The sequence below is a fragment of the Nodularia chucula CCY0103 genome (assembly GCF_963923915.1).
Lineage (GTDB): Bacteria > Cyanobacteriota > Cyanobacteriia > Cyanobacteriales > Nostocaceae > Nodularia > Nodularia chucula.
In genome coordinates this window covers 18,873-30,936 of record NZ_CAWUOL010000022.1, presented here as the reverse complement: position 1 = coordinate 30,936, position 12,064 = coordinate 18,873, and the positions used below count along the sequence as shown (strand labels likewise).

Genomic DNA, 12,064 nt, shown 5'->3' with positions numbered 1-12,064 from the left:
CAATTTGTCAAAAGCAAATTTCCTAATTACGAATTACGAATTAAGAATTACGAACTACGAATTACTTATGAATTGGAGTGCTGCATTACCCACCTTCTTTATTACCCTGCGGGAAGGTGTAGAAGCTGCTTTAGTCGTTGGTATTGTTTTCGCCTGTTTACAGCAAGCGCAAAAGCAAGTTTTGAATCGCTGGGTTTACTTAGGAGTTCTGAGTGGCATTTTAGCCAGCTTTGGCTTTGGTTTGCTAATTCATTTAGGACTCAAGGGATTGCAAACCTCTGACCAACTTTATGCACCTGTATTTAAGCAGTTGTTTGAAGTTGGACTGGGTGTAATTGCGATCGCCATGTTGAGTTGGATGCTGATTTGGATGACAAAACAAGCACGTTTTCTCAAAGCCGAAATTGAAGGTTCTGTGAAAAGTGCCTTGGGTCAAGACAGTCAAGCAGGTTGGGCGATTTTCAGCTTAGTTTTTATTGCTGTCTTTCGGGAAGGCTTAGAAACGGCTTTGTTTATCGTCGCTAAGTTCCAAGAAGGCTGGACACCAATATTCGGGGCTATTTCCGGACTGGCGATCGCCTTTCTCATCGGCATACTGCTATTTAAGTGGAGTGTCCGCATTAACTTGAAGCAATTTTTTCAAGTCATGGGCGTATTTCTACTAATGATTGTCTCTGGATTAGTCATTTCTGCCCTGCACCATCTTGATGCAGCTGCGATCGCCTTTAGCTACATCAACCCCGAAGCCTTGGGTATATGTGGAGATCAGAATACAACTTGTCTGCTTGGTTCCCAAATTTGGGACTTATCCACCACCTTACCCGACCGCCAATTTCCCGGAATTTTACTCAAAACCTTATTTGGCTACAGGCAAAAACTATACCTAGTCCAAGCTATAGGCTATCTCAGTTTTTGGGCGATCGTTGGCGGTCTATACTTCCGCAGTCTCAATCAGCCAACACCATTAAAGCCAGCTACCAAACTCAATTAACCTCAAATCCTGAACACCGATCCTAAAATTTTTTCATTGAGGGGGGACTGTTTAATCATGACATCCCAAGGAGTGCAAGACCATGAAGCAATCAACATCCATTTTCCACCTGAGTTTGACAACCATAATCCTGGGGATATTATCTCAACCAGGAAATGCCCAAACTTTTCCCAGTGTTGCTTCTGTAGAAAACCTGATCCAACAACCGCTACCCTTGTCTGAATGGACTAACAATTCTCATAGTGCTGATGCTTTGAAACAAATTAATTCCACATCAGCCCAAATCCCACCTTCTGAAGAAGAAGAGGAAGAAGAGGAAAAAACCGAATCAGACATAGAACTTCTGGTAACAGGAGAAAGCGACAACCCTATCCAACAACGTTTGGATGCACCCAATCAGGTAATCATCATTGACCGCCAAGAAATTGAGCGATTTAATGATGCGACAGCAGGAGACGTATTGCGCCGATTGCCTGGAGTCGTGATTACAGGCCCCTTTGATGAAAATCGGGATGTCAGACTGCGTGGTTTCAGCGCAGGATTTACACAAATTTTAATTGACGGTCAGCAACTTCCTGATAGCCGTGACAATCGCCAAGTAGAAGTTAACCGCATTCCGGCTAGTGCTATTGAACGAATTGAAATTATTCGTACTCCCACAGCTGGGCAAAATTCCCAAGGGGTAGCCGGAACTATTAATATTGTTCTCAAACAACCAAATCGCCCTATCGGTGTTTTAGATGCGGGGGTGAGTTTCCTGGAAGATAGGCAAATTTTAGGTAATCTCAACTTGCTTTATGGACAAAAACAAGGAGACTTTAGCTATCAAATCAGTGCTGGAGTTCTAACGAGAGGTTCCGAGAAATTCAAAGACCGCCAAACCACAAACGCCAATGGTGCAATCACAGAAGCAGATATCGAAGATGACATCAAAAATTTCGTAGATTATAGTTTTGCACCCCGCTTCCGGTGGCAACTTTCCCCGAAAGATGTCTTACGTGTAGAACCCTTATTATTTCTTACCAACACCACTCGTGATGTAGAACGTAACATCAACAGCACTAACTTTTTTGGTAACGGAAGACTCCAACGCATCCGGGAACGTGAAAATGCAGTTCAAGAATCATTTAAAGATTTCACTTGGCGCATGAGTGGAGTTTGGGAACACGAATTTAATCCCAACGCCCAAATGAACTTGGGATTACTGTTTCAAAAATTAGAATACACCCAAGATAAAACCGAAACCAACACTATCACTGACCAAAACTTTAATAATACTCCTGAAAACACGCCTCAAGCAATCAGTTCACCAAGCAGAAACACCATTAATGAAATTCGTAATACCAACGAACAAGAATGGTTAGCAACCCTGGGATTTAACTTTTTACTGGGTGAAAATCATCGCTTGAGTACTGGTTTTGAAGGTAGTTTTCGAGACAGAGATGCAGGATTTGCCGATAGAGTAGATGTGAAAGCCAACTATGAATTAAGTGAACAACTACTCAGCTTTTATCTCCAAGATGAAATTACACTTTCACCGAATCACCTACTCACAGCAGGTCTGCGCCTAGAAAATATTACCAGTAATTCCACCTCTAGCGACGGCGTAAACATCAGTAACTCAAATACAGAATTAAATCCGTCCCTCAGCTATCGGTATCGCGTCACCCCCAACACTAATTTTCGCCTTGGTGTAGCCAGAACAATTAGTCGTCCAGCGTTCAACAACTTAATCCCCTTTGTCAATCAGCGAAATGGCAATATCAATCAACCTGATGAGTTGGGAAATCCCGAACTTCAGCCGGAAATTGCTTGGGGTGTTGATGCTGGCGTAGAACAAACATTTGGCAATAACACTGGTGTAATTGGTCTCAATGGTTTTATCCGTTTTATTGACAACTTAATTGAAACGCAAATTACACAAGATCCAAATACTAACCGCTTCCGACAACAACCCATCAACATCGGCTATGGCAAAGCTTACGGTGTAGAACTCGATGTCAAAAGTTCTATGGCATTTATTGGCATACCTAATCTTAACCTTTCCAGTAACTTTTCCCTCTTGGGTTCCCAAATACAAGATAGCGTTACAGGTGAATCACGTCCTTTTAACGAACAACCAAACTACGTGATGAATTTGGGATTTGATTACGCCATCCCTGAGTGGAATATGACCTTTGGCGTGAACTATAACTTTACCCCGCAAATTGAATGGGAACAACTCGCAGGTACAAACACTCAACGCCGAATCACGAAATCAATTTCCAGTCTCAATGCCTTTGTTGCTTTTCAGTTACAAGAAAATCTCAATCTCCGTTTTTATGGACGCAATATCGGAGGCATAAATAGTGACAGAATAAACACAACATTCAACCAACAAAATAATTTTGTTAACGAACTTGTTGATTTACAAAGTGCGCCGGCTATCTATGGTTTCAACCTTTCTTGGAACTTTTAAAGGTAATACCATTTTCGTATAAAACTGCGCTTAATTTCTTTCTTTCTTTCTTATCTTTGTGTCCTTTGCGTTCTTTGCGGTATGCGCTACGCGCACGCTACGCGAACGTTCAAAAAATTGACTTGACCCAGAGGAGGCAGAGGAATTTAATAACTCAAATTTTCACCTAATTTGAAACGGATAAACCCATATAAATGAGCAAAATTGGCAAGCAACATTTAGTTTTGGGAGAAAATACTTGGCTAAGTTTAACTAGAAATATATTTCTAGTAATTTTTAGTTATCCTTTTTGGTTGGCCGCCTCCATTATTTCCACAATTGTTCATGCTGCTTTAGAACCTAGTTTAGCTTGGATTGGTAAAACCTTTGTTGAACAATTACAAAATGATAGCGATACCCTTGGTTCTTCATTAATGGAGTATGCTTTAGTATTTGGTGGCTTGATTTTCGGTTTAGGAGTGACTAAATTTGGTAACCAAATCATCAACAAAATCTACGAAAGCCGATTAATTATTAGTTTACAACGAGCCTATCTAGAACTAAGAGGCAAAGAACGTGGCAGAGAAGATGTATCGCGGATTCTCTATGATTGTGAACAAGCCAAAAAAGGATTAGATATTCTCTACAAAGATTCTTGGAAAATAGTTTCACAAACAGTTTCTGTAGTGGTTTGGCAATTAACATTAGCTCCTAATTGGCTACCTGCTTTATTTTTAACCGTCATTCCACCTTTGTTTTTAGTATTTACCTTTGGTCGCCTGATTCAAGGAGCTAGTAAAGAAATTCTCGGACTACAAGGTAAAATTGCTAACTCCACTGACAGAAAAAAAATATTAGAACTTTTCAGCCATCAAGAAGACTTTTTTCGTCATTCTGTCCGCTTAGAATTTTTTAAATCTGGAGCAGAAGTGCTAATGGAATTACTGACATGGATTGGTTTATTATTCCTGGTAATGTTAGCACTGGTTTTTGATATTGGTATACTTCCTCGGAATATTCAAGCTGGAGATTTGGCATTATTTGCAGTGAATTTAAATTTACTAGCGAAGCCTTTAGGAGAAATTGTCAAAGTTTATAACAAAGGTCGAGAATCTTATCCAGCAGTTGTGAGAGTCCTACAACCATCTGATTTCTCATCGTCAAATGCTCAAATTTAAACTCAAAAAAATCCCAGGAAAGCATCTAATTACTTTATCCAAAGATATGGTGCAAGTACTACTACTGCATCCGTTTTGGTTAGCAGCTTCGATTATATCCACAGTTTTAAGCGTAGCCTTTGAGCCGAGTTTAGCTTGGATAGGCAAAACATTTGTTGATCAATTAAAATCGCGTGAGACTGTTCTGAATGAAACTTTAATGAACGATGTCCTAATTTTTGCTGGAGTATTAATGGGATTAGGAATCCTCAAATTTGGTGACAAGATTCTCAACAAAATTTATGATTTACGCTTAACGATTGGGTTACAGCGTACATATTTACAACGTCAACCCGAAGACTTAGGTGGAGAAGATATTTCTCGAATTTTATATGATTGTGACCAAGCTAAACAAGGAATGGATATTCTCTATAAAGATGCTTGGAAAATCGTCACCGGGACGATATCAGTTGTGATTTGGCAATTAACCTTAGCCCCCGAATGGCTACCAGCATTAATATTTGCTGTATTACCACCGATTTTAATAGTCTTTGTGTTTGGTCGCTTTATTCAAAAAATCAGCCAAGAACTACTTCAGTTACAGGGAAAAATTGCTTCATCGACTTCAGACAATCAAAAACTAGAATTATTTACTCATCAAGAATCCTTCTTTAAACAAACAATTCGATTAGAATTTATCAAAAAAGGTGCAGAAGTAATGATCGATTTACTCACCTGGGTAGGTTTATTACTGTTAATTCTTTTAGCTTCCATTTTTGACTTTGGTTTGCTACCCCGCCAAATACAAGCCGGCGACCTCGCTTTATTCGCCGTAAATCTCAACCTCTTATCAAAACCCATCGGAGAAATTGGCAAAGTATACAACAAAGGAAGAGAAGCCTATCCCGCCTTATTACGTATACTCCAACCTTAAAACCTCAAAAAACCTCCGCGTACCTTTGCGTTAAAAAAAACTAATATGCAAGCAAATATGATTCGTAAGGTTGCTGAAAGTGACCCCGATCAATTAATTACTAAAACTCCCGTCTTCATCTTATTCAAACGCTTATTTACTTATATCTGGCAACATAAACTACCATTAATTGGCGGCTTAAGTACCATTGTGGGTCTTTCCTTTCTCCAGGTACTCATCCCCCAAATTACCCGCTATACAATTGATGTATTAATTCCTCAGCAAAAATTTCATCAATTACCTTGGGTAGGTGTAGCAATTATTGGGATTGCCTTATTATTAGGAACCCTGAATTATGCCCGTAGCTATACAATGGCTTTGGTAGGACAGAAAACAATTTACACTATCCGCCATATTCTCTATGAACATTTACAAAAACTGTCTTTAAGTTACTACGAAAATAACCGCACTGGCGCATTAATGGCGAGAGTAACGCAAGATGTAGACTCTCTACAAAACCTGATTATTTCAGATGTGGCAGAAATTGTTGCTGATACTTTTGCCTTTTTTGCGGTTGTTAGTTATCTTCTTTACGCAGATTGGCAACTCACCTGTATGGTTTTGGCTACCTTACCTCTGATGATTTATTTAACTCAGTTGTTTGGTACACGGATGCGGGGTGCTTATCGAGATGTGCAACGACAAGGTGCAGAAATTAATAATCACTTACAAGAAACTCTTTCTAATATTAAAGTCATTAAAGCCTGTGCTAATGAAGGTTACGAAGTTGACCGCTTTTCGGAACGCAATCGTGAAAATATGGCAGCTAATTTGCGGGTGGTGCAGTTGTGGTCGGTGTTTTCACCTGTTATCGACTTGATGAATCATCTAGGGTTAGCCATTGTTATGGTTTATGGTTCTTGGGAGGTAATACAACATCGATTGAGTATTGGCGAGTTAGCGGCTTTTGTGGCTTATCTAAATATCATCAATCAACCAGCGAAAAAATTTAGCCGTCTCTTAAATGTGATTCAAAAAGCTGCAACGGCTTGTGAACGTATTTTTGCAACTTTGGATACTGAACCCGAAGTAATGGAAAAACCAGAGGCGATCGCACTTCCTCATATTAAAGGAAACTTCTGCTTTGAAAATATCACCTTTGGCTATGATATCAATGAACCAGTCCTGAAAGATTTTAGTTTAGAGATTCCAGCCGGAACAACTTTAGCCTTAGTGGGTTCTTCTGGTGCGGGTAAAAGTACGATCGCTAACTTAGCAGCCAGATTTTATGATCCCCAGGAGGGACGCATTACTGTGGATGGTTACGATTTGCGAGATATCACCCTAAAATCTTTACGCAGTCAATTGGGTATCGTTTCCCAAGAAAGTTTACTTTTACACGGTACTATCCGCGAAAATATCGCCTACGGTAAACCAGGGGTAACAGAGGCGGAAATTGTTGCTGCTGCCCAAGCTGCCCATGCTCACGAATTTATTTTAGAATTTCCTCAAGGCTACGATACGATGATTGGGGAACGTGGTGTGAAGCTGTCTGGAGGACAAAGACAAAGATTAGCCATAGCCAGGGCTTTGGTAAAAAATCCCCAATTTCTGATTCTCGATGAAGCTACATCTTCCTTGGATACGGAATCAGAGGCTTTCATTCAAGATGCTTTAAAAAAATTATTACAAGGGCGCACCAGTTTAGTAATTGCTCATCGTCTCTCCACAATTCAAACTGCTGATAAAATTGTAGTCTTAGAAAAAGGTGCGATCGCTGAAATCGGAAATCATACAGAACTATTGACAAAGCAAGGAAGATATGCACATTTTCAGGCTTTGATGCTAAAAAATTAATTAATATTTAAGACTTGCCGTAAAATTGCTTGGTCTTCTAATTTAGGTTTTAAACGCCCATTTTCTACATCTCGAATCCAACTTTGACTCTTACCAGTTAACTTTGCCAATTCCCTCTGAGACAGCTTTAAGTTTTTTCGCGCCTGTAAAATCTGTTCACTGGATAAATCGCTGGTGGTGTTGGCTTTTCTTCTACTTTTGACAGTTCCTCTCGGCTTTTTTTGCGATTTTGAAGGGCGCTGTTGCCATTCTGGGGGTAGTTCAAAAGACAAAATTCGCGCATTCATTAACAGATTCCACTTACCACGAGGACCAGAATCTGTGAGACGGTTGTTACCACCACCATCATTAATCCAAAATTCTAAGGCTTCGTCGGGATCTTCGGGAATACCCATTAACTTTGCCCATAAAGGTTGAATTTCTAAAGGGTAAGTTACAGGGTCAAACATGGGTTTAATGCCATGATGATTAAGAACTTCTAAATCACTTTCAAATGTTCTGAGTAAACGCTTACGTTCTTCCCGTTGTCTAGAGGCAATGGTAACTTTTTCGTCACCGTAAGCAATGCGTAGTAATGTGGGAACAGTGATGCGTTGTTCTTTGCCCATTTTGGTTTTAAACAGCAACCACAGCATTAATCTTACTGCGCCTTCATGTTGCTGCCAAATACTCATAACAGTAGTTAAGAGCGTTTTGGGTAAACTGCCATATTGATAAAATGCAGTTCGCTCTTTACACGCTTGTTTATTTAAGAAATACTGCGCCCAATTTCCGGCTTTTACCTTAAAAGTTATTCCAATCAAATATTTGCACCCTAAATCATCTTCTTGAAAGTGATGCTGAATGTTGATTAACTGCCACAAACGGCTACGTTTTATTGAGAAGGCAGGAATGCGACCTTGTTGAGGCCAATCAATGGAAATCATCAATGAACAAGCTTGCTGTACAATGTTTTTGATTAACCCTAGTTTGGTATTTTTGCTTAAGTCTTTGCGTTTCTCTAAGCCTAAATATTTTTCAATTTGGCGTTCATTAATAGCAAATTCTTCTTGCCAAGGTTGATCTAAGGATGTAGCGTAGGCAGCAAAAATGAGATGAATACAAGCGGCTCTTATATCCACTGCCGCAATAGCTGGTAATTCAGTTATGCTATTGTTACGGTGGGCTTGTTCGGCATGGCTGACGGGGAAGGGATCTTCAAGATGAAAACAAATTGCACCCCGTCCTTGTTTAACTTTGCGTCCATAGGAGAGATAACCGTCTTCATCGATTTCCCAATTCAAGGATGTACGTTGAGCTAATACATTGCACGCTTCCCAAATCACAATGGCGGAAGCAAATGGATTGTTCTTACCATTGGCAAATAAATCTGGACTGGGTGCATCTCTCGGTTCAACTTTGCACCTGCCTTTTTTGGCTTGCCAAGGTATGGGCGAATTATTTGGACAAGCTATCACACATTGTGGTTCAGGATAATAACCCTCACAATTATTACAAAGGTTAGGATCAATCCAATATTCATCGTTCTCTATTTTGATTGCACCCGTAGGACATTGGGGGCGGCAGTTGTCACATCCAACGCAATTGTTGTTAGGAATTGTATAAGGCATACGGCTATCGGGCTTCTTCCTACTCTAATCGTTGAGATGTTTGGTTTCAGTCTCCCTGGATGTTTATGCGTTATTTATCACTTGCCACCAAACTATAATTTTCAGCAAAAAAAATCTCTGATTGCTGTAATAATTCCCCACATCCATATTTTAATTACACATCCAATGGGAAGAAAGTTCAGGCTATTAAGGATACTTTGAGATGAGTTCTTTATTAACTATACATTTCATAAATAATTTCAGATGTTTGTTCATAATGAGCCTGGAAAATTTTCTTAATACTTTAATTAAAGTTAATTGCAAATGATTTTATTGGACTGAGAAGTTAGCCTAAGTTTTTTTGTAGAGCATGGATTGTTGGGAGGATAAAAATTGATTTCATTTATTAATAATTTTAATATTTAAACCCCTATATTTTTCTGTGGCTAAAGATACATTTACAAAATTGAACCTAGTAAGAAAAAATATTTTTTCTATTTCTTAAATACACTCCTAAAAATTAATTATTAATCTGCTATTTTTATTTTATAAATAACAAATAGAAAATTGCAAAGTGTAATGCATGAACAGATAAAGTGTATATTTAGATACGTCTAGATAGATATTTATGATTCTTATAAAATAAAAACTCTCATTATTTTAATAGCTGATGCAATTAACCACATAGATTATTAGTATGGATTGATATCTAAGTATACTAATAATTATGGCTGTGGGAACATGAAATAGCTAGAAAAAGCAGCTAAATACCATCGTGGTGTATTTAGTTTGTATAAAATTGATAATTTGGTATTGGATTCACTGATAAAATTATTGATAATAAATTTCATCTAATAATTAATCTGGCTAAATTAAGCGTCTGATTTATCAAAGGTCATGGAAATTTAATTCGATAAAAAATAGTTGTTGAATAGCAAAACAAGATAATGATATTAGGCTAGGATAATGATTAAAGTAAAAACAAATTCTTAGGAGTTTATTCATGGCACAACTAACAGGATTGACGTTTGGAGGTAATACCTGGACACCTAAATTTGCCCAGGAAATTGACTATGAAAAATGTATCGGCTGTGGCAGATGCTTTAAGATATGTGGTCACAATGTTTTGACTTTGAAAGCTCTCAACGAAGATGGGGAATTTGTAGAAGATGAAGATGATGATGAAATTGAGCGCAAAGTAATGGTTGTTGCTAATGCAGAAAACTGTATTGGTTGTGAGGCTTGTTCACGGATATGTCCTAAGAATTGCTACACCCACGCTGTATTAGACAATTAAGGTTTTTGCGATTTGCTGAAAGTTATTCCGGTGATTAGGAATACTTTAGAAATAAAGCGCGCAGGTACGAAGCAAGGTAATTAGAGGGGAATCATCTATAATAACTGTAACTGGCAAAAAGTTTGCAGTAAACAGAATTGTAAATCTTAAGTTGTTATTTGTTAACAAATTTATACTTGCGAATACACTAATCTGATAAAGATTAAGACTCAAGGTGTGATTTGGTAGTACCTAATTTTTGACAGTAGATGGGAATGACTATTGAGTGTTGGGGGGAAGGATATGAAATTATCTGGAAAATTCCCCCAAGTTTTGTCAGTGTGAGATAGAAATTTAATATGGCGATTCTCACAACGCAGATGGACGCAGATGAACGCAGATAATTTTGTACTTGATTAGACTAGGAAATGCTATACCCTGTAGGCGAGAAGGGGGTAGATAAAACAGTAGAAATAGTTGACGTGTGAGATTGCTGTGAGGTGTGGCGATCGCCTAGTACCGTAAAATAATGATGAGTTGGTATGATTATGCAACTAGATACAAATCGATTTTCATGGTTTCAGGTTCCTGAAGATGTCAAACAGTTATTAATCTTGGCAGCAGAAAGCTGGGAAAATACCTCACAATCAGAAAAATATATGCATCAAGCCTTAGCTAAAGCTGGGGAAAATACTGATATTTTAGTATCAGCATATAGATTTTTTTATTATAAAAATAATTATCCACTGGCGCTACAAACTGCAATTAAAGTTTTAGATAAGATTAAAGAACTAGAAAACCTTCCTGATGATTGGGAACAACTCCAGCCGATATTAGTGAAACGGCAAGAGGAACCCCAAATTAGATTGTACTTAAATGCTTATGCTGCATCTGGAATGGTATTAGCAAGATCAGGGGAATTTGAGCAGGCGAAACAAATCAGTAATAGAGTCAAGTCTATTGACAATAACAATGATTTCGGAGCCGGATTCCTCTTCGATATTTTGACTCGTCCTGCTGATGAGGACGATTAATCAGTTACCTATCAATAATCACAAGTCATGAACAATTTTCTCATCTACCAACCACTGCCACTATCTGAAAACTCTTCTCCTTTTTTGCCTGTTGTTCCCATCAGTCCTTTACCTGCTTCCCCTGGTATTCCTGGTAGTTTTACTCCGCCTAAATTTGTGTTACCCCAGTCTTCTCAATTGATGATTTAATCATGGTCAAAGGTAAGGATTGGCTAGTAAATGGAGACGGTGAATTTCATGTTTGTAAATCTGTAAGGGCATGGGATTTATTAAGGGAAGATTATCGTCTATATCGGTTTTTAACTGAGTTAGAAGATGTTCTCAATGGGGTAAAAGATGAATCTAGTCGTCTACCGGAAATCCGAATGCTTGTCAGGCGCTTGATTGTCAATTCTTACTGGGTACAAAGTCAATATCGAGAGCCTGATCTAAAAACAGGTAACTCTGTTTCAATCCTATACGATGAGTTGGGTTTTCCCTTGACTGTGCAAACGGTGGCATTTGTGCCGGGAACTCGTTCAACTATTCATAATCACGGGACTTGGGGAGTAATAGCTGTGTTAAAAGGTGAAGAAAAAAACACTTTTTGGCGACGTATTTCTAGCCCTAAGTTTGTGGATAAAATTGCACCAACAGGAGAGATAACTTTATCTGAGGGAGATATTATCAGTTTGACTCCAGATGCAATTCATAGTGTGGAAGCAGTGGGTGAGGAACCAACTGTGACTTTTAATGTTTATGGAGAAACTGACCCGCAAAAAAGGTTTGAGTTTGACTTAGTTACCCATACAGCTAGGAAGTTTTGACGGG

Annotated in this window: 10 protein-coding genes; 9 read left to right on the top strand and 1 reads right to left on the bottom strand. The window is 38.6% G+C overall.

Annotated elements, in window-relative coordinates; all coding sequences use genetic code 11:
• The first annotated feature begins 67 nt into the window (after positions 1-67).
• From ACM0OP_RS08975 to ACM0OP_RS08955, 5 genes are all read left to right on the top strand, one after another.
• Positions 68-991 carry an FTR1 family iron permease gene (locus tag ACM0OP_RS08975; RefSeq protein ID WP_414528058.1) on the top strand — a complete coding sequence of 308 codons (924 nt, stop codon included), beginning with the start codon at positions 68-70 and terminating at the stop codon, positions 989-991.
• Between the two features lie 82 nt (positions 992-1,073).
• Positions 1,074-3,449 (top strand): TonB-dependent receptor plug domain-containing protein, encoded by a 2,376-nt coding sequence (locus ACM0OP_RS08970; RefSeq protein ID WP_414528057.1) that lies wholly within the window; start codon positions 1,074-1,076, stop codon positions 3,447-3,449.
• 194 nt (positions 3,450-3,643) lie between these two features.
• On the top strand, positions 3,644-4,606 hold the full coding sequence (locus ACM0OP_RS08965) for a 6TM ABC transporter family protein (RefSeq protein WP_414528056.1): 963 nt from the start codon (positions 3,644-3,646) through the stop codon (positions 4,604-4,606).
• Positions 4,607-4,652: 46 nt separating this feature from the next.
• A complete protein-coding gene (locus ACM0OP_RS08960; protein ID WP_414528055.1) occupies positions 4,653-5,519 on the top strand; it encodes an ABC transporter ATP-binding protein in 867 nt (288 codons plus the stop codon).
• Positions 5,520-5,564: 45 nt separating this feature from the next.
• Entirely contained in the window at positions 5,565-7,355 is a 1,791-nt protein-coding gene (locus ACM0OP_RS08955) for an ABC transporter ATP-binding protein (protein ID WP_414528054.1), read from the top strand.
• On the opposite strand, the gene ACM0OP_RS08950 is transcribed toward ACM0OP_RS08955, so the two are convergent.
• Complete coding sequence (locus tag ACM0OP_RS08950; RefSeq protein ID WP_414528053.1) at positions 7,352-8,965, bottom strand: helix-turn-helix domain-containing protein; 1,614 nt, start codon at positions 8,963-8,965, stop codon at positions 7,352-7,354. The genes ACM0OP_RS08955 and ACM0OP_RS08950 overlap by 4 nt on opposite strands.
• Positions 8,966-9,947: 982 nt before the next feature.
• On the opposite strand from ACM0OP_RS08950, the gene fdxB reads away from it, so the two are divergent.
• From fdxB to ACM0OP_RS08930, 4 genes are all read left to right on the top strand, one after another.
• On the top strand, positions 9,948-10,241 hold the full coding sequence (gene fdxB / locus ACM0OP_RS08945; protein ID WP_414528052.1) for a ferredoxin III, nif-specific: 294 nt from the start codon (positions 9,948-9,950) through the stop codon (positions 10,239-10,241).
• Positions 10,242-10,768: 527 nt separating this feature from the next.
• Positions 10,769-11,254 carry a hypothetical protein gene (locus ACM0OP_RS08940; protein WP_414528051.1) on the top strand — a complete coding sequence of 162 codons (486 nt, stop codon included), beginning with the start codon at positions 10,769-10,771 and terminating at the stop codon, positions 11,252-11,254.
• 27 nt (positions 11,255-11,281) lie between these two features.
• Complete coding sequence (locus tag ACM0OP_RS08935) at positions 11,282-11,443, top strand: hypothetical protein (RefSeq protein ID WP_414528050.1); 162 nt, start codon at positions 11,282-11,284, stop codon at positions 11,441-11,443.
• A 2-nt stretch (positions 11,444-11,445) separates the two neighbouring features.
• Positions 11,446-12,060: a cysteine dioxygenase family protein gene (locus tag ACM0OP_RS08930; RefSeq protein ID WP_414528049.1), complete on the top strand. Its 615-nt coding sequence runs from the start codon at positions 11,446-11,448 to the stop codon at positions 12,058-12,060.
• Positions 12,061-12,064 lie beyond the last annotated feature (4 nt).

Bases quoted from the DNA above. Each gene is read 5' to 3' on its own strand.
- ACM0OP_RS08965 (WP_414528056.1), top strand. From the start codon at position 3,644: ATGAGCAAAATTGGCAAGCAACATTTAGTTTTGGGAGAAAATACTTGG.
- ACM0OP_RS08955 (WP_414528054.1), top strand. From the start codon at position 5,565: ATGCAAGCAAATATGATTCGTAAGGTTGCTGAAAGTGACCCCGATCAA.
- ACM0OP_RS08950 (WP_414528053.1), bottom strand. From the start codon at position 8,965: ATGCCTTATACAATTCCTAACAACAATTGCGTTGGATGTGACAACTGC.
- ACM0OP_RS08940 (WP_414528051.1), top strand. From the start codon at position 10,769: ATGCAACTAGATACAAATCGATTTTCATGGTTTCAGGTTCCTGAAGAT.
- ACM0OP_RS08975 (WP_414528058.1), top strand. From the start codon at position 68: ATGAATTGGAGTGCTGCATTACCCACCTTCTTTATTACCCTGCGGGAA.
- fdxB (WP_414528052.1), top strand. From the start codon at position 9,948: ATGGCACAACTAACAGGATTGACGTTTGGAGGTAATACCTGGACACCT.
- ACM0OP_RS08935 (WP_414528050.1), top strand. From the start codon at position 11,282: ATGAACAATTTTCTCATCTACCAACCACTGCCACTATCTGAAAACTCT.
- ACM0OP_RS08960 (WP_414528055.1), top strand. From the start codon at position 4,653: ATGGTGCAAGTACTACTACTGCATCCGTTTTGGTTAGCAGCTTCGATT.
- ACM0OP_RS08930 (WP_414528049.1), top strand. From the start codon at position 11,446: ATGGTCAAAGGTAAGGATTGGCTAGTAAATGGAGACGGTGAATTTCAT.
- ACM0OP_RS08970 (WP_414528057.1), top strand. From the start codon at position 1,074: ATGAAGCAATCAACATCCATTTTCCACCTGAGTTTGACAACCATAATC.